Below are 22,872 nucleotides of genomic sequence, written 5' to 3'. Positions count from 1 at the left end.
CAATTTTCCAAATTTCATGAAGACGTGTTGGGCGATAAAAATCTTTATTTCCTCAGTACATGCTAGGAAAAAATGCATCGGGTCATGATGACAATTGGATTACCGATTTGTAATCTTTGCGCTGAATAAAAAAGGTTAAGATGTGGGATGCATATTTTAATTGTTGAAGATGAATCCAAGATTGCGCAGTTTCTGGCAAAAGGATTAAATGAATCAGGCTATACCAGTGTGATTGCGAAAGATGGCATGGCCGCATTGTCACGCTTGCAAGAAGAAGCATTTGATTTATTAATTCTGGATGTGATGTTGCCGAAACTGGATGGCTGGCAAGTGTTGCAGACCCTACGGACCTTTTCAAAAATCCCTGTGCTCATGCTCACGGCGAAAGATCAGGTCATGGATCGGGTCAAAGGTCTGGAACTGGGGGCGGATGACTATCTGGTTAAGCCATTTTCATATATCGAATTATTGGCACGCATCAAAAGTTTATTACGACGAGTTCCCAAGGTTGAACAAGAAATTTATAGCATTGCCAACCTTAGCTTGAACCGTTTAAGTCGGGAAGTGCATCGTGCAGAGAGCAAAATCGATTTAACCGCCAAAGAGTTTGTACTGTTGCAATTATTGCTACAGCATCGCGGTGAGGTGCTCACACGAACACAAATTGCCTCTATGGTCTGGAATATCAACTTTGATACTGACACCAATGTGGTCGATGTGGCGATACGTCGTCTACGCGCAAAGATTGATGACCATTTTTCTCCCAAGCTGATTTATACGGTGAGAGGAATGGGCTATAAAATCGATTTAAAAGAAGACCATGACGATGAATAGATTGTCTTTGGCTTCGCGTCTGAGAATCGCGTTTAGTCTGATTTCATGCGTGGTTTTTATCAGTATTGGCACATTGTCTTATCAAAGTTTTCGTGAAATGGTGTATATCCAGCAGGACAAAGCACTTGCGGCACGGATTAAACGCATGGAAGTGTTTTTGACCGATGCCTATACCGTGCAGATTCTGGGCAAATATCCCAAGCTGTATGAAAATATGGTCGGACATGAGGACAGTATCTTTATCGTTAAAGAGGCGGGTAAAGACCTGATCCGAATCAATCCGTTAAACGTCAACATCCCTCACTTAAACTATTCCAGTAAAATCCAGTTTACGAATAATAGTCCTGAACAGCCAACCACACGGCTTGCATTTCAATCGGTACAACATGGCGATCAGCATTATCAACTGATTGCAGGCCAACAGTGGTATGCAGTCAATCAAACCCTGAAGCAATATTTCTGGAAAATTGCCTTTTATAGTGGGCTGGGCATTTTATTGTCGAGTTTATTAGGTTTTATGGTCGGGCATTACCTGTTCCGTTCGATGCGGGAGTTGATTGCAGCAACCAGTAAAATCAACGTGCAACAACTCAATCACCGCATTCAGGTCGAGACCACCAATACCGAAGTACAACAACTCAGCCATGCCATGAATGAGATGCTGGATAAAATCCAGCAGGATTATCAAAAACTGGCCCAGTTTTCGGAAGATATTGCACATGAATTAAGAACGCCACTCAATAACTTGATGGGGCAAACCCAGATTTTGCTGTCGCAACCGCGTCAGAAAGAGGAACTGGAGAATCTACTGTATTCGCACTTGGAAGAGTACGAAAGACTGACCAAAATGATCGAGAGCATGCTATTTATTGCCCGTTCCGAATATGGAGAACACGGGCTTGAGAAAAGTCTGGTGAATATTCCAGAGTTGATCCGGAATGTGACGGAGTATTTTGATTATCTGATCGAAGAACGGCAGATGAGCTTGGTGCTTCAGCTTCCTGATGAAATGAATTTAAAGGTGAATGAAGCCCTCATGCAGCGTGCGATTGCTAATTTAATTAGTAACGCGGTGGTCTATGGTGCAGAACAGGGGCGTATTACCCTAACGGTACAAAGGGAACAGATGGATTGTGTGATTGGTATTGTGACGCATGGCATCTGGATTGATGAAAAACATTTGCCTTATCTATTTGACCGTTTTTATCAAGTTGATGAGAGTCGACATAACAGAGCGCAAACCGGTGGGCTGGGGCTGGCCATCGTCAAATCAATTATGCAGTTGCATGGTGGTTGTGCTGAAGTTGAAAATCAGACTGAAGGCGTCACATTTAGGTTGCGATTACCACTAAAGCCTTAATCTAAGTTTCATGAAATTCTGACAAAATAGGGCACATTTATTTATCAATACCTATTTGTTTGCTAAATGATCAGTTTGCTGGGCATTTTCTGCCAGATAAAGCTTTTGTAGTTGAAAAGGCAACAGTTGGCCCAAATTATATGAACTTGCAGTATCTATTATATATAATTGTAGTATTTTTTAGCGAAATGTCGTTATCACGGGATAGGGCGTTGACTAGTATGCTATGAACGCTGATACTCTCAAGTTTGTTTTAAGCAAATCGGTTCTAGGAGCTGGGCCACAAGCGCAGTTTTCCATAACTCAATCCAACACAAGGGGCTATATATGGCTGGTGGAAAGTCAAAAATCATTTATACACTGACTGATGAGGCGCCGTTATTGGCGACCTATTCATTGCTACCGATCATTGAGACCTTTACCAAGCCTGCTGGCATCGAGATTGTGAAAAGTGATATCTCAGTTGCAGCACGTGTACTTGCAGAATTTTCAGATTACCTTAAAGATGAACAGAAGGTAAACAATAACCTTGCAGAGTTAGGTCGTCTTACGCAAGATCCAGATACCAACATCATTAAACTTCCAAACATCAGTGCTTCTGTGGCTCAGTTGACCGCATGTATCAAAGAGCTCCAGTCGAAGGGCTATGCGATTCCTGACTATCCAGAAAATCCAGCAACTGAAGAAGAGAAAGAACTTAAGGCGCGTTATGGCAAATGCCTAGGCTCGGCAGTTAACCCGGTATTGCGTGAAGGTAACTCTGACCGCCGTGCGCCAGCTGCTGTGAAAAACTACGCGAAAAAACACCCGCACTCAATGAGTGAGTGGAAACAATGGTCACAAACTCACGTTTCTCACATGGATGAAGGCGACTTCTACCACGGTGAAAAATCAATGACTTTAGACCGTGCGCGTAATGTGAAAATGGAGCTCATCACCAAGTCTGGTGAAACGATTGTGCTGAAGCCAAAAGTTGCACTTCAGGATGGTGAAATCATCGATTCAATGTTCATGAGCAAGAAAGCGCTTTGCGATTTCTATGAGAAAGAACTTGAAGATTGTCGTGAAGCGGGCATCCTGTTCTCGTTACACGTCAAAGCAACCATGATGAAAGTCTCACACCCGATCGTATTCGGTCACTGTGTGAAAATTTACTACAAAGATGCGTTTGAAAAACACGGCAAATTATTTGACGAGTTAGGCATCAACGTAAATAACGGTATGGCCGGTCTTTACGAGAAGATCGAAACTTTACCGACTTCACTTCGTGAAGAAATTATTGAAGATTTACATGCTTGCCAAGAACACCGTCCTGCACTGGCGATGGTTGATTCTGCGAAAGGCATCACCAACTTCCATTCACCAAATGACGTGATTGTAGATGCATCTATGCCTGCAATGATCCGTGGTGGCGGTAAAATGTGGGGTGCTGACGGCAAACCTTACGACTGTAAAGCAGTGATGCCTGAATCAACTTTCGCGCGTATCTATCAGGAAATGATCAATTTCTGTAAGTGGAATGGTAACTTCGACCCACGTACCATGGGTACTGTGCCAAACGTTGGTTTGATGGCGCAGAAAGCGGAAGAATACGGTTCACACGACAAGACTTTCGAAATTTCTGAAGCAGGCGTTGCCAACATTACGGATCTAGACACGGGTGAAGTGTTGATGAGCCAGAATGTCGAAGAAGGCGACATCTGGCGTATGTGTCAGGTGAAAGACGCACCGATTCGTGACTGGGTGAAACTTGCAGTAACACGTGCACGTAACTCTGGCATGCCAGCAATCTTCTGGTTAGACCCGTACCGTCCACACGAAAATGAATTGATCAAGAAAGTTGAAAAATACCTGAAAGATCATGACACCACAGGTCTTGATATCCAGATCATGTCACAAGTACGTGCAATGCGTTATACGCTTGAGCGTGTAGCACGTGGTTTAGATACCATTTCTGTAACCGGTAACATCTTACGTGACTACCTGACTGACTTGTTCCCGATTATGGAATTGGGTACTTCTGCGAAAATGTTGTCAATCGTGCCGTTAATGGCGGGTGGCGGCATGTATGAAACTGGTGCAGGTGGTTCAGCGCCGAAACATGTTCAGCAGTTGGTCGAAGAAAACCACTTACGTTGGGATTCTTTGGGTGAGTTCCTTGCATTGGCTGTTTCTTTAGAAGAATTGGGTCTTAAAGAAGACAATAACCGCGCGAAATTGCTTGCCAAGACACTGGATCAGGCAACAGGTAAACTGCTTGATAACGATAAGTCTCCATCACGTCGTACCGGTGAGCTGGATAACCGTGGTAGCCACTACTACTTGGCATTGTACTGGGCTCAAGCATTGGCTGCTCAAGACGAAGATGCTGAGTTAAAAGCGAAGTTTGCTCCGCTTGCGAAAGCACTTGCTGACAATGAAGAGAAGATTGTTGCTGAGCTTGCTCAAGTACAAGGTCAAGCGGCTGATATCGGTGGTTACTATGCCATTGATCCTGCAAAAGTAAGCGCAGTCATGCGTCCAAGCGCAACATTGAATGCAGCACTTGAAACAGCTTAAGTTTAAATATTACTGACAGTTTTGTTGGTGGTATAAAAAGGCCGATGCGAAAGCATCGGCTTTTTTGTGGATGATGTCTTAGATGATCCCCATAAAAAAAGCCCACTATCGTGGGCTTTAAAATAATCTCTAAAGATTAACGACCATTACGGCTACGACCACGCGGTGCTTTGGTGTTTGGACGCGTTGTACCATTGGTTTTGCGACGTGGCTTTTCACTTTCATCCATTTGCCAGATACGCTTGGTGCCTGATTTTTTCTTGTCGCCGTCTTTTTTATCACCTTCTTTTTTCTTCTGGTGCATTGGCTTGCCACCTGTACCACCTGGTTTTTTCACATAAGAGCGAGAGCGATACGGTTTATCTTCAGGCAAGTCTTTAAAATCAGGATAAAGTAACGGTTCAATTTCAGTTTGCTCACCGGGTTGTAAGCCCAGACGAATCAGATCGATTGCACCGATTTTGGTCCGGATCAAACGTAGCGTCGGGAAACCCACCGCAGCAGTCATACGACGCACCTGACGGTTACGGCCTTCACAAATTTGCAGTTCAATCCAGCTGGTCGGAATATTGGCACGGTAACGCACAGGAGGATCACGATCCCATAACCATTCTGGTTGATCCACTTTAAGCGCTTTTGCCGGTAAAGTCATACCATCAGCCAGTTCGACGCCTTTACGAAGTTGTTCCAATGCTTCTTCAGTCACATCGCCATCGACTTGCGCAAGATAGGTTTTAAATTTCTTATTGGCCGGATTGGTAATGTATTGATTCAGACCACCATGATCTGTCAGAAACATCAGTCCTTCTGAATCAAGGTCAAGTCGGCCCGCAAGACGTAAATCAGGATCATGGATAAAGTGGGAAAGGGTGAGATGAGCGGAATCCTCACGGAACTGTGACAAAACGTCAAAAGGTTTATTTAATACGACTATTTTCATATCTGTATACTGCTTTGGCTATGGGCGGCATCATAACAATAAAGGTTTTTATTTAATGGGAAAATGTTGTTATTTCCCGTATAAATCTCAAAAAAACCTGTTTTGAACTAAACTGTTTCATGTAATAAAAAACGAAAGCTTGCCACAGAAGGCATCGACATAATCGCTAAATACATGAGGGAGAACCTGCAAAATGGGTTATCAGAAGATCGTGGTTCCTGCAGACGGAGACAAAATCACAGTAAATGCAGACCTGTCACTGAATGTTCCAAATCGTCCGATCATTCCTTTTATTGAAGGTGATGGTATTGGTGTGGATATTACACCAGCAATGAAAGCAGTAGTAGATGCCGCCGTGCTAAAAGCTTATGGTGGCAAACGTTCGATCGAATGGATGGAAGTCTACTGCGGTGAGAAAGCAGACAAAATTTACGGCAGCTACATGCCAGAAGAAACTTTTGATGCTTTACGCGAGTTTATTATATCAATAAAAGGCCCTTTAACCACACCTGTAGGCGGTGGAATTCGTTCTTTAAATGTCGCATTGCGTCAGGAACTGGATTTATATGTCTGTGTACGGCCCGTTCGCTGGTTTGAAGGCGTGCCTTCGCCAGTCAAGCATCCCGAACTGACCGATATGGTGATCTTCCGTGAAAACTCGGAAGATATCTATGCTGGGATTGAATGGCCAGCAGATTCTCCAGAAGCGAAAAAAGTAATTAAATTCCTGCAAGAAGAAATGGGCGTCACTAAAATCCGTTTTCCTAAGGAGTGTGGTATCGGGATTAAGCCTGTGTCTAAAGAAGGTTCCCAGCGTCTGGTGCGTAAAGCGATACAATTCGCAATTGATAATGATAAACCGTCTGTGACCTTGGTGCACAAAGGCAATATCATGAAATACACCGAAGGTGCATTTAAAGAGTGGGGCTATGAACTGGCGATAGAGCGTTTTGGTGGACAGCTGCTGGATGGGGGACCTTGGGTAAAAATCAAGAATTCCAAAAATGGTAAAGACATTATTATTAAAGATGTGATTGCCGATGCTTTCTTACAGCAAATTTTAATGCGTCCTGCAGATTATTCGGTGATCGCGACCCTAAACTTGAATGGTGACTATATTTCTGATGCACTTGCTGCTGAAGTCGGTGGTATTGGCATTGCACCGGGTGCCAATATTGGTGGTGCGATTGCCATGTATGAGGCGACGCATGGTACAGCACCTAAATATGCAGGACAGGATAAAGTCAATCCGGGTTCGATTATTCTGTCTGCGGAAATGATGTTGCGGGATATGGGCTGGACAGAAGCTGCGGATTTAATTATTACTGGTATTTCAGGCGCGATTTCAGCTAAAACCGTGACGTATGATTTTGAACGTTTGATGTCAAATGCAACCTTGCTGCGTTGTTCGGAATTTGCACAAGCGATTATCGAACATATGCAAGATTGATGATTTATTTTCACTAAAAGGGCGGATTTTTCTGCTCTTTTTTATTGAGGAATAGATAAGGTTGTCATGAAAAAAGCATGTACAAAACTAAAGACCTGGCATATTTTGGACAATTCTAAAATAAAAAATTGAATATCATGGCTGAAAGAAAATATGGTGAAGCTGCGCCCAAAACAACAGACAGCATTGCCAGTTTAGATTGGTACGAGCAAGTGCTCAGGAATCAGAAATATGAGCGTACTTTATTTGTCGATTTAGACATGTCTGAGGCGCATAGCACTGGTGTAGTATTTAATGAATGTACTTTTCGCCGTGCCCGATTTAATGGTTCAGTCCATCAAAACAGCGCTTTTATCAACTGTACCTTTGTTTCCAGTAATTTCTTTGACAGTCAATTTACTGAATGTAAGTTTGTGGGCAGCATGTTCAGTGATTGCCAGTTTCATCATATGCGGGTGGAAGACAGTGACTGGGCCTTTGTTGGGTTGCCGGGTGCTGATTTAGAGAAAGCCTCTTTTCTTCGAACGCGGTTAAGAGAAGCCGATTTGACTGGGGCGCGTTGTCGTGGGAGTTCACTTCGGGAGAGTGACTTATCGGGTGCATGGCTGCACAGTGCAGATTTGACTGAATGTGATTTAAGAGGCAGTGATTTAAGTGCATTAGACCCGAAAGAAACTCAAATAAAAGCAGCCATTATTAACCTTGATCAAACTTTAATGATTGCAGAGAACTTGGGTTTTGATGTTCGCATCGACTGAGCAGGGGCAATACGCTTTACTCAACATGAGCGGGATGGCGCCACTCATTTTAAAAGAATGAATACAACATGAATCCTTAAAAAGATCAGTGCACATAAATGCCATCCACACTAGGTCAATCGTGATTCGCCATAAAGCAGAGCTGGAAAGACGCCAGTATCACTGATCAATGATTCGGTCTCATCAGCTAGCGCGATTATTCAGCTTTCACTTTACAGAAGGGATCAAGGTCTGGATTGCTGTTCCAGAGGTATTCGGCTTCTTCGGCACAAAGTTGGGCCATATTTTCACCTTGCGTGTCCTGAATAAAAGCAAGGGTCATATCCATACCTGCACTGACGCCAGAAGAGGTATAAAACTTTCTATCAGTCACCCAGCGTGCCTGAGTTTGCCATAACACTTGATTATTGAGGCTTCGTACAATTTCTAAGGCCATTTTATTCGATGTCGCTTTAATACCATTCAAAATACCGGTTGCTGCCAGTAACGAACTCCCTGTACAAACCGTCAGAACATATCTGCTTTGATCTGCCAATATTTTGAGTTGATCGAGAAACTCCTGATTTTTCATGAGTTCAAAGGTGATGATCCCGCCTGGTATCAGCAAAATGCTTTCTGCATGTGTCTGTATTTCAGTAAATGGTTGGGTTTGAATACAGACTCCATGTTTGTTGGAAACCAGTCCGCCATTCAGGCTATAAAACTGCACTTGATAATGTTGTTGCAGTAAACCAAATAATTCGACCGGCCCCATAATATCGAGGGTTTCAAATTCTTCAAATACAATGGCATGAACAGGAATACGCATGACTTTTCTCACAAGTTTTATCTATCTCATACCTTAGAGAGCTTCAAATTTTTGATTGTGAATATTGTGTATGGCTTATTTTGAATTATGCTAAATCATTGGACTTTTGATCTGATTTGTTAGCAAGCCGCGCATACTTTTGGCTTGATTTTTAATCATTTAAGCAGCTAAAACAAGAAAAGCTGTGGTGTATCGTAAATTTAGGAAAATCTGTATCTATCAATTCGTCTGTAGATGGTCAAAATAGTGGAAAAATAGAGCGAGTGCTATGCCATGAAAATGTATCAAGTGGATGCTTTTACCCAGGAATTATTCAAAGGAAATCCAGCAGCTGTCATCGTGCTTGATGAGTGGTTAGATCAGCAGTTGATGCAGAATATTGCAATGGAAAATAACCTGTCAGAAACCGCTTTTGTTCGAACGCTTGATGACAGCAATTATGAGATTCGCTGGTTTTCTCCATTGGAAGAGGTGGCATTTTGTGGTCATGCCACGTTGGCCAGTGCTTTTGTACTGTTTAAGGATTTTACGCAAGCCACCACAATTCAGTTTCATGTCCGTGATTTGGGCATTTTTATCGTTAGTCAGGATGCGGATGGTAAAATCAAGATGAACTTCCCGATTCGTAGGGCGGCGCTTGCATCTGACTATCCTTCAGAACTGCGTGAAGGGCTAACCAAGCCGTTTAAAGCGGTGTATCGCAATCCTCAAGCTTATATTATTGAATATGAAACGGTGCAGGATGTATTGGATGAGCAACCTGATCTGGAAGTATTAAAACGCTTAGGTAAAATCCGGACAGCGATTACTGCTTCCCAACCTGACGTGGCAATTACTGCTCGAGGCGAAGGCAAGTTTGATTGTGTTTCTCGTTACTTTGCCCCTGCGATCGGTATTGATGAAGATCCTGTCACAGGTTCGATTCATACCGCGATTGTGCCGCTGTGGGCTGAAAAGCTCAACCAGACACAACTGGTGGCGTTTCAGGCGTCAGCACGCGGTGGCGTTTTAGATTGCGTGATTGAATCTGATGAGCGTATCGAAATTTCAGGTTATGCCAAACTGTATATGCAAGCTGAACTGGCAATCTGATTTTTAGCTTAAATTGTGCAAAAACAAAGATAAAAGCTGTTTAAATAAACAGCTTTTTTCAAAACATAACTATTAAAAATGCGAATCATTCTCTACCATAGCTTGTCTGTATGATTTAAATCACCATAAATAATTGGATAAATTATGTTAATGCGCTTTAAGCAGCTTACTCTCTCTCTATGTTTGATCGGGTTGAGTGCGACGTCTTGGTCTCAGACAGTGCTCGTAAAAAGTGAAAAAAATATCGAAGAATATAAATTAGATAATGGTTTCAGGGTTATTCTGGCGCCAAACGATAAAGAAAATAAAGTCTATGTCAATACGGTTTACCTGACGGGTTCACTGAATGATCCAAAAGGTAAGGGTGGCCTGGCACATCTATTAGAACACCTGGCTTTTAAAGGCACTCAAAATGTGAAAGGTGAAGAGTTCCAGCGCCGTCTGGATCAATATACCTTGATGACCAATGCCAGTACCGATTATTACGCGACCAAATACTTAAATATCGTTCGCCCTGAAAAAAATGCATTGAATGAAATCCTGTATCTCGAATCCGAGCGTATGGATAAACTGGTGTTGCAGGAAAAATTTGTACCCTCTGAAATTGAAATCGTAAAACGTGAACGCGAAATCCGTATGGATCAGCCCTTTGCAGTTTTAATGGATCAGGTCTGGAAAGCTGCCTATGGCAATCAATATTTAGGGCGTTTGCCGATTGGTGACTTACCTGAGCTCAAGTCGATTCAGCTCAATGAATTGAATCAGTTCTACAGAACCTGGTATGCACCGAATAATGCGGTTATGGTCATTTCGGGTAAGTTTGATAAAACCGAAGTACTGAATAAGATTGATCAGTATTTCAGTCCAATCCCTGCACGCGCGGTACCTGCTCAGGTGAAAGTGCCTGTGCTCGACGCCAGCAAGATTGAACAACGTCAATTCACCGTGAAAAAGGGCAGTGATCTGGCCAAATTCCATATTTATATGAATGGAAAAAATACCGAATTACAACCGATTCTGGCACTGGCACCTTCTCTCTATACCATGCAACCGAGCGGGCCTTTATATAAAAATATGGTCGAGACCGGGATCAGTACCGCAGTTCAATCTGCAACCTGGTTAGATCAGGATTTTAACGTGGTGTTTATGGGCGCAGTTTATGCACCAAGCCATGATGCGAAAAAAGTTGATGATGCATTGAAAACTGGCGTGGAAAACAGTCAGCCATTCACCGAAGCCGAGTTACAGCGTATCAAGAATATTACCCAGAATACCGCGGATACTATTGCCAATGATGCAGTAGCTTTAGGTTCACGTCTCAGTGACTACGCCGTCTCGTCTCAGGGACAATGGGACCAGTACTTCAAAGACTTAAAGACAGTTCAAGGATTAAAGCTGAAAGATACCAATGCAACGCTGAAAGCGTTTTTAACCGCTTCACATCGTATCTCAGGGGATATTTTGCCAACCCCTGAGGACCAGAAGAAAGCGATGACGTTGAAGGCGGAAGAGAAACCAAAAACCTTGGATCAAAGTAATGAGCAGCCTGAGCCGTTAAAAGATCCAAATGTTTACAAGCAGGAAGTGACCCAGTTTATGTCACAGTCTGCCCAGCAATTACAGAAAAACGAACAGAAAATCCAGCGTGGTGAGTTGAAGAATGGTATTCGTTATGCCTTGTTCCCGACTGCAACCCGCGATGATAAAACCTATGCCACCATTAGCCTGGATTTTGGTGATGAAAAAGCATTATTTGGTAAAGGTGTCACACTGGATCTAACCAGTTATCTGATGTTGCGTGGTTCTGATAAGCATAGTCTGCAAGAAATTACCGATAAAGCGATTGCTGCCAGCGGTGGTGCATCTGTAAGCTCGAATGGCAATGGTTTTACCATTGTGGTGCAGGCGAAAAAAGACAAATTTGAAGACTTCTTCAATTTTATTGTCGATGTGCTAAAGCAGCCAAAATTCTCACAAACAGAATTTGATCTTGCCAAAAATCAAAGTTTATCGGTACTGGATCGTCCTTATACCGAGCCTGCGGTTGTGGCTTCGATGACCTTGTCTAAAATTCTGGAAATCTATCAACCTGGTGATTTGCGTTATCATTTTGAGCCTGATTTTGCGAAAAAACAGATCAGTGAGGTGACTCAGCCGCAAGTGAAGCAATTCTATGATCAATTCTTTGTGACCGATCATGCACAGATTGCGGTGACGGGAGATTTTGATGCCAAGAAAATGCAAAAGACCTTACAAAAGGCATTTGGTTCTTGGAAAGCAAAACAGCCGTATACCAAAGTGACAGGCCAATATACCGTCTATAAAGCGCAGAAAGTGCATGCTTTATCGGAACAGCGTGAATTCGGTAGTTACCAGAGTGTGCTGGCATTGCCTGTTGGTTCATATCATCCAGATGCACCCGCGTTAATTATCCTGAGCCATATTTTGGGTAACTCGCAGCTTTCATCGCGTCTGGCGCAAGAGTTACGTGAGAAAAATGCCTTGGTCTATGGTTTTGGCAGTGGTCTAGACCTGGATCCAGATATTAATGATGGTACTTTAAGTATTACTGCGAACTATACCTCTGGACGCTCGGCGCAAGTATCACAATCGGTGCATAAAGTCTTGAATGAGCTGTTAAGCAAAGGCGTGACCGAGCAGGAAGTTGAAGCAGCCAAAGCAGACATCATGAAAAAACGTGTCACGGCTTTGGAAGATGAGCGTAACATTCATGGCATGTTGACAGGTCAGTTAGAGCGCAACAAGACCTTGCTGGATCGTGCTGAACGTGATCAGGAACTTGCTAAATTAAGCAAAGATGATGTGAATGCAGCCATCAAAAAATATATCAAGCTGGATCAGTTTGTCGAAGTAATGGCGGATCAGTATGGTCAGCCTCAAAACTTGAAATAAGCAATCAAAAAGAAAGCCACCGGTCAGGTGGCTTTCTTTTTTGCATCAAAGCTTAATGATCATGTTTGTGGGCATGAAAATCTTCATTTTTGCGGAAACGTAAGTAATTTTCGAACTGTTCGCAATATTCGTCAAAATTATCTTCCAGCATCATCTGGAACTGTTGCAGCAGATAAGACATCACTTGTTCTTTTGCTTCACGCATTTCTTCGCCATCTTTAAAGTTATTGGCTGCCACCCAAGTGTTGAAACGGGCAGTAGCGAATAACATGGCTGCGCTGACCTGACCTCGTAGTTCTTCGGGTTTGGCTTGCTGGCCCTTTGGCGGACGGCAAAAATCATTGGCGAGTTTGATAAATTCATCGGCACGCTCAAAAAATACGGCATTTAAAGCTTCTTCTTCCGTCACATCGGTAGCGTTAATTTTTTGAGACATGAGATTTTCCAGCGACAAGTTAAGACACATTATTATAGACAAAGCCTTGTCGAAACTAAACCTTTGCCTTAACCTAAAATAGCCTAAGCAATTCGAAGAATGACTATGCAAGATGCAATCGCGATTCAAAGCTTAAAAACGGATATTGCCTTACTGCGCCAGCATATCTATCCGCCTCAATTTTTAGAACATGTTGAAGGCCTGCCGATTTATTATGGTTTAAAGGATGAAGTCGATGAATATTACCGACAATGGCAGCCTTTGATCGACAGGGCGCAGCAGTTATGCCAGCCTTTTATGGAAGATGAGGTGCTGGATGCCATTCATTTACCCAGCCACTTAAACCTGCCGCTGTTTTTCTTTCATGTCGATCGGATCAGAATTAATAAAACCCGTGCCAAAGAATCGAAAACTTTTCGCGGTGTTGCGGCCTTATTGGAAAAATGTGGGCAGTTTGAGACCGATCAGATTATTGCCATGCAAGAATGGTTAGGGAGTGACGATACCGCTGCTTTGGTGGCGCATCGTGAGTTTATTGATTTACGGACTTATGTGTTTCAACATGGACAAAGTGACTATACCCGCACCCGTTTTTATATGAATGGCGTGATTTTGAGTGTAGAGCCGCATTTTAAATTGGTGGATGCGCGGGATAAACCACGTAAGCAGCGTAATGATAGCTATAGTGACCCGATTGCGGATAATGGCACGTGGAAGATTTTTGGAAAATATCGGTAAATGATTTAAGTGAGTATCTTACTCAGGAATATGAGCGTCGGGAGCGTCATCTACAACCTGCGTGGTATTAAAAAAGTGAATGATTTTGGTGAGTTGATAAAATGAGATGTGTGAAAGCAGAGAACAGGTTTTGTAGATGACATATGGTTTTGCCTACTTTTCCCGAAAGAAAAGTAGGTCACCGAAGGTATATCCTGAAATTGAATGAGAACTCGGCATGACTCCGCTATGAAGTTAACTTGGGAAATAAAACTTTATTTCCAAAAAATATCTTTAGTCGATAAAGCCTGTAGTTTCTTTGCCGCTTTCTTTGCAACATGCGGTTGTTGAGCCTTAACCCAGCCTAAAGCAAATAAAAACTGAGGATGCTCGGTAGCTTGTTGCTCAAAGATCTGTTCAGCTACAAACAGGTCATTATAGAAGCCTAAATACTCCTGAATCGGCTGTAACTTACTCAAAAATTGCTGAACCTGTTTTTCCGGGTAAATCCCTGCAATAAAGTCGATGCAATAACGCAATTGTTTAACGCGCTTACGGGTACGATGTTGTTGTTCCACCGCTAAGCTTGAAAATTGAGCTGCATCTTTCAGTATCTTTTGATACAGCTTGGTTAAGCTTTTGGCAGCTTGTTTAGAAAGTTTGGATTTTGATTGTTGATCACTATAGCTAAAGCTGAATAAGGATAAAAACAGCTGGGTTGTTTTGCTGTCACTTAATAATCCAGCAATATTGGCGTCGACATTTTCAGGGAAGGGAAAATCAAAATCACAGACTTGTTTGACTAATGGAACGACGGAGTCCTGAATGGCATCATTATCACGTGATTGTCCCAAGGCTCTAAAGATTTCTGCCAATTGGTTTTCCCACTTCGGGTCAATCTGTGCCGACCAGTTGGAAAAATGTTTTAAAGCCGAGCGCAGGCGACGTAAGCCGACACGGGCTTGGTGAATATGATCCGCTTCGGCGACGCCATCCGCAATCGCTGCTGCATTGGGCAGGATATGATTAAGGGTATTTTCAATAATCTGTTTAATAGCCTGTTCAGCGCTAACATCTTTATCTAGGTTCAGTGATTTCGCTTTGGTGGCAGCAGAGACGTCTTTGCCTTGGGCCAGTAAATTTCCACGTTCAGCTTTACTGCGTACATCCAGCCAGAGCTGGTATTGATCGACCCAGGTTTTGGCAAACTGAATGAGCTCTTGTGCTGAACCTTGTTTTAACTCAAATTCGACTTCACAAATTTGGGCATGATCAGTTGGGGTACGGATTTCACCATCATCCAGACAGACTTCAATGTGTGAACCTTCAAACTCGAATACATGAAAAGTACGCTGTACATTGGTCTGGAACTGTAATTGTAGCTCGGCTGGTGCTTCGCCTAAAACCTCACGCAGTACGGTTTGAACGGTTTGATTATGTTTATAGAGGGACAGATCAAGCTCAGGTTCTTGAGCACATTTGCCTAAATAAATATCTTCTTCGATACGTTGTAAATGATTCTTACTGGCGGCTTTAAAGGTTTGTACCCAATGTTCGCCTTCTTGACGTAGACGGATTGCCACATAATTTTTAGCAAGCAAACGTTCAGCGGTATCATAGTATTTTGCCTGTAACTGAATTTTTTGTGCTTTTTGTTTGCTTAAGGCCTGTAAAACACTTTTTTTCTTAGATTCAGGAAGTTGAAATTTTAGCTCTATTTCCATGATGTTATGACTCCTGACCAGCGAGAATGATAAATATATAAATGAGTATAAACTGTTGATCTGAAAAATTATTGTAAAGTTGTTTTAAGGATTGAAAGCAGGGCACACAATGACTTTATTTTGTACAAAAAATGCATTAACGTGTGTAGAGTCTTGCAGGATTAGGATGATCTAGAAATGAATGCACCAGCCAATATTACCCAGCCAGTGGAATTTTCATTACCGATTAAAAACTATGATGAATTTTATCGCTTTTATTTAACTGAACATCGCAATATTGCTAGCCGCCGTTTGCATGCGGCAGGTAGCTCGATTGGTTTGTATTTCTTTAGCAAAGCCATTCGTAAGCGTCAGGCCAAATATGCCCTATATGGTTTGGTTTCGGGTTATGCCTGTGCCTGGGTCGGGCATTTCTTTTTTGAACATAATAAGCCTGCCAGCTTTAAGCAGCCACTATATAGCTTTATTTCGGATTGGCGGATGCTGTCGGATATTGCACGTGGCCGTTTGAGTCTGATTGATCGTCAGTTTGATAAAATTGAGTCTTGAAATCGATGGGGTATTTGAAAAGCTGCTTTGGCGGCTTTTTTTTATTTGTTCTGTTTTATAACGATTAATGATGTAAATACACTCCCTCTCTTTAAATTTTAGATAAGAGAATATACCCTGAAGCTAATGTAATTATAGTGAATAGTGAAACGTTCATGCGCGGTCTTTACCTCATTACCAACGATGATCCAATCCAGCTCTTACTTGAAAAACTAGATGTCGCATTAGCCACCGGGAAGGTTGCGATTCTGCAATACCGTCGTAAGAAAGTCGCAAAAGCAGATCAGCCAAGTGAAGTCGAGCAGATCAAAGCACTCTGTGAACAACATCAAGTGCCATTCGTCATTAATGATGATCTGGCACTGGCTGAACAGTTTGGTTTGGGTGTTCATCTTGGACAGTCCGATGGGGAAATAAGCGATGCTGCTGCACGTTTACCAAAAGGTGTGATTATTGGTCGTACCTGCCTAAACTCACTGGAATTGGCTGAAAAAGCGATTGTCGATGGAGCGACTTATGTGGCGTTTGGTGCAGTCTATGCTACTTCAACCAAACCCGAAGCCGGTAATGTCGGTATCGAAGTGATCAAACAGGCGAAACAAAAGTTTGCTGTACCGATTTGTGCAATTGGTGGCCTGACTGTGGAAAATTCTCAAGTGGTGATTGAGGCTGGGGCGAGCCTTTGTGCAGTAATTAGTGATATATTAGGACGATCAACAGCCGAAATTCCTGCTCGTGTCACTGCATGGGCAACGTTATTTGACTAATTATAGGCATCCGCTGTGCGGAGCTTTCATTGTTTCTCGGAACGACAGCGTTCCTCGTCCTTGATTCCAGGTTGAGCCTTTTATGAGTTTATCTCCAAAGCAAGAACAGCTATTTAAACAAGCAAATAAACATATTCCAGGTGGGGTTAACTCACCTGTACGTGCATTTAACGGTGTGGGCGGTACGCCAGTCTTTATCGAAAAGGCAAAAGGGGCGTATTTATGGGATGTTGATGGCAAACGCTACGTAGACTATGTCGGTTCATGGGGCCCAATGATCCTAGGTCATGCGCATCCGGATATTATTCAGGCAGTACAAACTGCGGCAGAAGATGGTTTAAGTTTTGGTGCGCCAACTGTGCACGAAACGACGCTGGCAGACACGATTTGCGACATTATGCCTTCAATCGAATTGGTGCGTATGACCAGTTCCGGTACAGAAGCGACCATGACCGCGATTCGTCTGGCACGTGGTTATACCGGGCGCGACAAGATTGTAAAATTTGAAGGCTGCTACCACGGTCATTCAGACTCATTATTGGTGAAAGCAGGTTCAGGCTTATTGACGCTTGGTGAAGGTGAGCCAACTTCAAAGGGTGTACCTGCTGATTTTGCTAAACATACCTTAACCTTACCGTATAACAATATCGAAGCCTTAAAAGAATGCTTTAGCAAATTTGGTCATGAGATTGCAGGTGTAATCATTGAGCCGGTTGCAGGTAATATGAATCTGGTAACGCCAATTGATGGTTTCTTGCAAGCAATTCGTGATGTTTGTGATGAATACAAATCAGTGTTTATTATTGATGAAGTGATGACTGGTTTTCGTGTCGCTTTAGGTGGCGCACAATCGGTGTATAAGGTTAAGCCTGACTTGACCACGTTGGGTAAAATTATTGGTGCTGGCCTACCGGTTGGTGCTTTTGGTGGTAAACGTGAAATCATGGAATGTATCGCACCTTTAGGTGGTGTTTATCAGGCTGGTACATTGTCAGGCAATCCATTGGCCATGCGTGCCGGTATCGCGATGTTCAAGCATTTACGTGAACCGGGTTTCTACGACAAGCTTGCTGCGCAGCTCGCCAAATTGCTTGCCGGTTTACAGGCTGCTGCAGACGAAGCAGGCATTCCATTTAAGACCCAGCAAGTCGGTGGTATGTTTGGTTTGTATTTTACCGATCAGGATGACATTACCAGTTTTGATTCAATGTTGGCCTGTGATGTGGATGCATTCAAGAAATTCTTCCATGGCATGTTAAAGCGTGGCGTCTATCTTGCACCATCCGCATTTGAAGCAGGATTTATTTCGTCGATGCATTCAGATCAGGATATTGCCGATACCATTCAGGCCGCAAAAGAAACTTTTGCTGAAATGAAGTAATGTTGTGATGTCTAAAAAAGCCCGATTTTTTCGGGCTTTTTTAATGGATATATCTTTAATCTGAAATGAATAAAAAACTTAAGGTATTAAAAAAATAAGAGTGGGCCTTAACGCAACCGTACTGATTTTCTACCTGTTTATAGGATAAACCTTTGCGATCAACAAAAAGATAAATAATCTTTATTGTACCGCCAGCTAAAATAATGCTTGAATAATAAACTATATTTGCGTTGGTCTGCGACTGCTGCAAAGCATTTACGTTCTGGTTGGCGCAGGTGATAGAGAGCGCTTCTATATATTTTATTTTGAATAAGCTTTTGATAACAAACTCATGGGAATGGAGTAACAATGAAAACTAAACATTATTTAACTGCGGCGGATGTGGAAATTCTGGTTAATGCAGCAGCACAATATGCGACAGCACATAATTTTAATGTCAGCATTGCTGTTGTCGATGACGGTGGCACCTTGTTAATGATGAAGCGCATGGATGGCGCATCGGTATTATCGACACAGATTTGTCAGGAAAAAGCACATTCTGCTGCGGTCAGCCGCAGAGCAACCAAGACATCCGAAGATATGATCCGTGATGGCAAAATCGGCTTTTTAACCATCAATGCTGCGAAAGGCATGCTGGAAGGCGGTGAGCCGATTGTCTATCAAGGACAGGTTGTGGGAGCTGTGGGGGTTTCGGGGGTACAATCTTTTCAGGATGCAGAAATTGCCCAGCATGCGATTCAACAATTTCTAGAGCAACACACCTAAATCATCATTTAAATTCGAATCTGGATGAAAAATCGAGAGAAACACGAAAAAAATCAGTAAAAATACGTGTCATGCATTGTAATTCAGCGCCAAGCTTTTTATGATTGCCCGCTTGTTTTCATCCAGTCGTTGGAAGGCTACCTTGAGTGATTTTCTAAGTGAACATTTGATTCATCGTGATGAAGATTTTATGGTCATCCATAAACCAGCAGGCTTACTCACGGTACCTGGGAAAACGCCAGATTTACAAGATTGTTTAATCAATCGTCTACTAGAACTAGAACCCAAAACCTTACTGATTCATCGTCTCGATCGTGACACTTCAGGTATTCTGGTGTTTGGTTTATCCAAATTTGGACAGAGCACGATTTCACGTCAGTTTCAGGATCGTCAAACTTCAAAAATTTATCAAGCTTTGGTTCCTGGCCATTTAGAAGGTCAGGGCACCGTCGATATACCTGTGATTTATGACCCAAGCCGCCCGCCATTACATATTGTTGATGCCACCCATCACAAACCGGCATTAACGGAATGGCAAGCGATTGAACATTTGGAAATTCAAGGACAAGCTGTAACCCGGGTGAAACTGATTCCGATTACAGGGCGTTCACATCAGCTTCGTGTGCATATGCAATATTTAGGTCATCCGATTCTAGGCGATACCTTATATGCCACACCAGAACAGCAGCAGCTTTATGCGCGTTTGTGCTTACATGCCACGCAATTAAGCTTCGCTCATCCTAAAACAGGCGCGCAACTGACCTTTGATTGCGCGGTACCGTTTTAGTCTAAAAACTTTTTTATGAAACACGATGTGATGCACGCTATTTAATGATGCTTTGTGTCAAAATACATCGTTGAAAACTACATAAAATGCCTTAACTTTTATTGGGGTCAGGGCATAAAATATGTGGGCTAACTTGAGATAAAGGTGGAAAAATTGCAGCAGTTTGCTATTGGTCAACGTTGGTTATCAGATACTGAAACTGAACTCGGTTTAGGGGTTCTGATTGATGTAGATGAACGTTCTATCAGCATTTTATTCCCTAAAAGTGATGAAACGCGTGTCTATGCACGTAACAATGCACCTTTATCTCGCATCATCTTTAACGTGAATGATGAAGTCCAAGACCAGGAAGGTATCAAGTGGACGGTTGAGTCGATTGAAGACCGTCATGGTGTACTGCGTTATGATGTGGTTCGTAGTCTGGAAAATGGCGAACAAGAGCGCAAGTCACTGAACGAAACCCGTATCGGTGCACAAATCCAGCTGTCAAAACCATTAGAGCGTTTGTTAGCTAGCCAAGTTGATTATAAAGAATGGTATGACCTGCGTATTGAAGCCATGTTATTGCAGGCGCAAATGCATACTAGCCCGTTACGTGGTTTTCTGGGTGCCCGTGTCGGCTTGATTCCGCACCAGCTTTATATTGCCCATGAAGTCGGTAAACGTTTTGCGCCACGTGTTTTACTGGCGGATGAAGTCGGTTTAGGTAAAACCATTGAAGCAGGTTTAATCATTCACCAGCAACTGAAAACTGGCCGTTCAGAACGTATCCTGATCTTGGTGCCTGATTCACTGCAATATCAGTGGATGATTGAAATGCGTCGCCGTTTCAATTTGCAATTCTCTTTATTTGATTTGACCCGTACCGCATCGATCAAAGAACATGATCCTGACCTGAATCCGTTCCTGACTGAACAATGCATTATTGCCAGCGTTGACTTGATGGTTGACCATGATGACTTGCGTGAGCAGGCGATGGAAGCCGGTTTTGATCTATTGGTGGTCGATGAAGCCCATCACTTGATGTGGAGTGAGGAAGAGGGCGGCAATGATCGCTATGACCTGGTTGAAGAATTGGCAGAACAGACCGCAGGTGTGTTGTTGCTCACTGCAACCCCAGAGCAACTGGGTGTAGAAAGTCATTTTGCCCGTTTACGTTTGCTTGATCCGCAACGTTTTAGCAGCCTTGACCGTTTCCTTGATGAAGAAGAGCAATACCAGCAAACTGCGAAAATTGCAGAAGTATTGATGTCAGATGAGGCCTTAACAGAAGAGCATCTGGCTGCACTGGAAGGCTTATTGGGTCATCGGATTGATGATCAGCCTGAACAGCGTATGCGTGCGATTCATGAATTATTAGACCGCCACGGCACAGGTCGTATCTTGTTCCGTAACACCCGTGAAGCGATTCAGGGCTTCCCGGGACGTGATTGCCAGCCAGCGCCTTTACCAGCGCCAGAAGACTGGTCAATGGACGGCAAAATGCGCGAGCAGATGTGGCCAGAAGAAGGTCAACTCGATGGCGCATGGATGGAAAATGATCCGCGTGTGCCTTGGTTGATGGAAGTGCTGCGTAAAGAATTAAAACACAAAAAAGTGTTGTTGATTGCCCGCAGTGGTCCTGTAGTTGAAGCATTGGAAAATGTTCTACGTTTACATGCTGGGATTCGTACCGCGATGTTCCATGAAGGCATGAGCCTGCTCGAACGTGACCAGGCGGCAGCCTACTTTGCCGAAGACAGTTATGGCGCTCAAATCCTGTTGTGTTCTGAGATTGGTTCAGAAGGGCGTAACTTCCAGTTTGCCAGTGACTTGATTTTATTTGACTTGCCAGCAAACCCGGACGTCCTTGAGCAGCGTATTGGTCGTCTGGATCGTATTGGTCAGGAAAACCGTATCCAGATTCATGTACCTTACCTCATGGGTACAGCGCAAGAGCGTATGTTCCGCTGGTACAATGAAGCACTGAATATTTTCAGCAATATTTCTCCAACAGCGCAAACACTACAAGAGAATTTTATTGTTGAGCTGAAAGATTGCTTACTCGCAGATCAAGGTCAGACCTTTGAAGACCTGCTTGAAGAAGTCAATGTACAACGTCAAGCGCTGGAAGCTGAATTACAGGCGGGTCGTGACCGTTTGCTTGAGTATAATTCATGCCGTCCCGTAGTTGCGCAGGGTATCGTGCAAGCGCTTGAAGATTATGATGACAACACCACTTTGCCCATGTTTGTGAAGCGTTTCATGTCATCAACCAATATTGATTTTGATGAGCAAAGCAATGGTACCGTGATCATCAAGCCGACCGATCAGATGCAGGTGCAAGGTCTGACCTTGGATGAAGAAGGCATGACGGCGACGTTCTATCGTGATCAGGCACAAATCCGTGAAGATGCGCAATACTTGACGCTGGAACATCCATTTATTGAAAGTGTGATGGAAATGATCCGCACCCAGTCATTTGGTAGTACCAATGTGGCTTTGTTGAAATCGAATGCATTGAAACAAGGCTCGGTATTGCTTGAAGTCTGGTTTAAGGTCGATGTGGTGGCGCCAAAAGCATTGAATCTGCCATCAAGCTTACCGAAACAACTGATTCGCGTATTACTCAGTGAAAATGGTCAGGATTTGTCTGCCAAGATTGATCCAAGCATTTTACGTCCGTATCTGCATCATTTGGATGGCAATAGCTGCCGTCAGGTGGTGAAAGCGCGCCGTGAAGTGATTGAAACCCGTTATGCGCAAGCTTTAGAGATTGCCAAGGGATCATTGCCAGAATTGATGCAGCAAGCCAAAGAGCATTACAGTGGCAAGTGGCAATACGAGATTGACCGTTTAAGCTATCTCAAGCAATTCAACCCAAGTATTCGTGAAGATGAAATCGAGCGCTTACAGAAATTCCAGAAAGAAGGCTTGGGCCTGTTAGATGGTCTTTCTGTAACTCCTGAGGCGATTCAGGTGCTGGTGGTGGTTAAACCATAATCGAGCGTTAAATAAAAAAGAGGACCGTGGGTCCTCTTTTTTTTATCAGC

At 43.2% G+C, this 22,872-nt stretch carries 18 protein-coding genes; 14 read left to right on the top strand and 4 right to left on the bottom strand.

The genetic code is table 11. From position 1 onward, the window contains the following. Window positions 1-147: 147 nt before the first annotated feature. From MSG93_RS14510 to MSG93_RS14500, 3 genes are all read left to right on the top strand, one after another. On the top strand, window positions 148-834 hold the full coding sequence (locus MSG93_RS14510; RefSeq protein WP_324622328.1) for a heavy metal response regulator transcription factor: 687 nt from the start codon (window positions 148-150) through the stop codon (window positions 832-834). Beyond that, window positions 827-2,194: a heavy metal sensor histidine kinase gene (locus tag MSG93_RS14505; protein WP_324622327.1), complete on the top strand. Its 1,368-nt coding sequence runs from the start codon at window positions 827-829 to the stop codon at window positions 2,192-2,194. The genes MSG93_RS14510 and MSG93_RS14505 overlap by 8 nt, the downstream gene beginning before the upstream one ends. A gap of 327 nt (window positions 2,195-2,521) precedes the next feature. Then, window positions 2,522-4,753 (top strand): NADP-dependent isocitrate dehydrogenase, encoded by a 2,232-nt coding sequence (locus MSG93_RS14500; protein WP_005288190.1) that lies wholly within the window; start codon window positions 2,522-2,524, stop codon window positions 4,751-4,753. 136 nt (window positions 4,754-4,889) lie between these two features. Here MSG93_RS14500 and MSG93_RS14495 read toward each other — a convergent pair whose 3' ends face one another. Beyond that, the gene (locus MSG93_RS14495; protein ID WP_009511275.1) at window positions 4,890-5,693 is read right to left on the bottom strand and encodes a pseudouridine synthase; all 804 of its coding nucleotides are present in this window, start codon (window positions 5,691-5,693) and stop codon (window positions 4,890-4,892) included. Window positions 5,694-5,886: 193 nt separating this feature from the next. Here MSG93_RS14495 and icd point away from each other — a divergent pair, with 193 nt between their 5' ends. Both icd and MSG93_RS14485 read left to right on the top strand, forming a co-directional pair. Then, window positions 5,887-7,143: an NADP-dependent isocitrate dehydrogenase gene (gene icd / locus MSG93_RS14490; RefSeq protein WP_324622326.1), complete on the top strand. Its 1,257-nt coding sequence runs from the start codon at window positions 5,887-5,889 to the stop codon at window positions 7,141-7,143. Window positions 7,144-7,280: 137 nt separating this feature from the next. After that, window positions 7,281-7,901 (top strand): pentapeptide repeat-containing protein, encoded by a 621-nt coding sequence (locus MSG93_RS14485; RefSeq protein WP_324622325.1) that lies wholly within the window; start codon window positions 7,281-7,283, stop codon window positions 7,899-7,901. Between the two features lie 196 nt (window positions 7,902-8,097). Here MSG93_RS14485 and MSG93_RS14480 read toward each other — a convergent pair whose 3' ends face one another. Then, window positions 8,098-8,709 (bottom strand): DJ-1/PfpI family protein, encoded by a 612-nt coding sequence (locus MSG93_RS14480; protein WP_324622324.1) that lies wholly within the window; start codon window positions 8,707-8,709, stop codon window positions 8,098-8,100. 273 nt (window positions 8,710-8,982) lie between these two features. Here MSG93_RS14480 and MSG93_RS14475 point away from each other — a divergent pair, with 273 nt between their 5' ends. Continuing rightward, entirely contained in the window at window positions 8,983-9,801 is an 819-nt protein-coding gene (locus MSG93_RS14475) for a PhzF family phenazine biosynthesis protein (protein WP_324622323.1), read from the top strand. 144 nt (window positions 9,802-9,945) lie between these two features. After that, complete coding sequence (locus MSG93_RS14470; protein ID WP_324622322.1) at window positions 9,946-12,714, top strand: pitrilysin family protein; 2,769 nt, start codon at window positions 9,946-9,948, stop codon at window positions 12,712-12,714. Window positions 12,715-12,766: 52 nt separating this feature from the next. Here MSG93_RS14470 and MSG93_RS14465 read toward each other — a convergent pair whose 3' ends face one another. Continuing rightward, on the bottom strand, window positions 12,767-13,150 hold the full coding sequence (locus MSG93_RS14465; protein ID WP_004770279.1) for a DUF3144 domain-containing protein: 384 nt from the start codon (window positions 13,148-13,150) through the stop codon (window positions 12,767-12,769). A 105-nt stretch (window positions 13,151-13,255) separates the two neighbouring features. On the opposite strand from MSG93_RS14465, the gene MSG93_RS14460 reads away from it, so the two are divergent. Further along, a complete protein-coding gene (locus MSG93_RS14460) occupies window positions 13,256-13,888 on the top strand; it encodes a hypothetical protein (protein ID WP_324622402.1) in 633 nt (210 codons plus the stop codon). 254 nt (window positions 13,889-14,142) lie between these two features. Here the strand turns inward: MSG93_RS14460 and MSG93_RS14455 are convergent, their stop codons facing one another. Further along, window positions 14,143-15,591, bottom strand: coding sequence for a CHAD domain-containing protein (locus MSG93_RS14455; RefSeq protein ID WP_324622321.1), 1,449 nt, complete (start codon window positions 15,589-15,591; stop codon window positions 14,143-14,145). 177 nt (window positions 15,592-15,768) lie between these two features. Here MSG93_RS14455 and MSG93_RS14450 point away from each other — a divergent pair, with 177 nt between their 5' ends. From MSG93_RS14450 to rapA, 6 genes are all read left to right on the top strand, one after another. Further along, entirely contained in the window at window positions 15,769-16,140 is a 372-nt protein-coding gene (locus MSG93_RS14450; RefSeq protein WP_005231759.1) for a DUF962 domain-containing protein, read from the top strand. A 155-nt stretch (window positions 16,141-16,295) separates the two neighbouring features. Beyond that, a complete protein-coding gene (thiE, locus tag MSG93_RS14445; RefSeq protein WP_324622401.1) occupies window positions 16,296-16,907 on the top strand; it encodes a thiamine phosphate synthase in 612 nt (203 codons plus the stop codon). Between the two features lie 82 nt (window positions 16,908-16,989). Continuing rightward, on the top strand, window positions 16,990-18,288 hold the full coding sequence (gene hemL, locus MSG93_RS14440) for a glutamate-1-semialdehyde 2,1-aminomutase (protein WP_324622320.1): 1,299 nt from the start codon (window positions 16,990-16,992) through the stop codon (window positions 18,286-18,288). A 348-nt stretch (window positions 18,289-18,636) separates the two neighbouring features. Next, window positions 18,637-19,053, top strand: a complete 417-nt coding sequence (locus MSG93_RS14435) for a GlcG/HbpS family heme-binding protein (RefSeq protein ID WP_324622318.1) — start codon at window positions 18,637-18,639, stop codon at window positions 19,051-19,053. A gap of 142 nt (window positions 19,054-19,195) precedes the next feature. Then, window positions 19,196-19,840 (top strand): RluA family pseudouridine synthase, encoded by a 645-nt coding sequence (locus MSG93_RS14430; RefSeq protein ID WP_324622317.1) that lies wholly within the window; start codon window positions 19,196-19,198, stop codon window positions 19,838-19,840. Between the two features lie 144 nt (window positions 19,841-19,984). Next, complete coding sequence (rapA, locus tag MSG93_RS14425) at window positions 19,985-22,822, top strand: RNA polymerase-associated protein RapA (protein ID WP_005231754.1); 2,838 nt, start codon at window positions 19,985-19,987, stop codon at window positions 22,820-22,822. The last annotated feature ends 50 nt before the right edge of the window (window positions 22,823-22,872 follow it).

It is taken from the genome of Acinetobacter sp. IK40 (assembly GCF_035615075.1).
Taxonomy (GTDB): domain Bacteria; phylum Pseudomonadota; class Gammaproteobacteria; order Pseudomonadales; family Moraxellaceae; genus Acinetobacter; species Acinetobacter courvalinii.
Note: the sequence above shows the minus strand (reverse complement) of the source record. Positions and strands in the feature narration are given on the sequence as shown.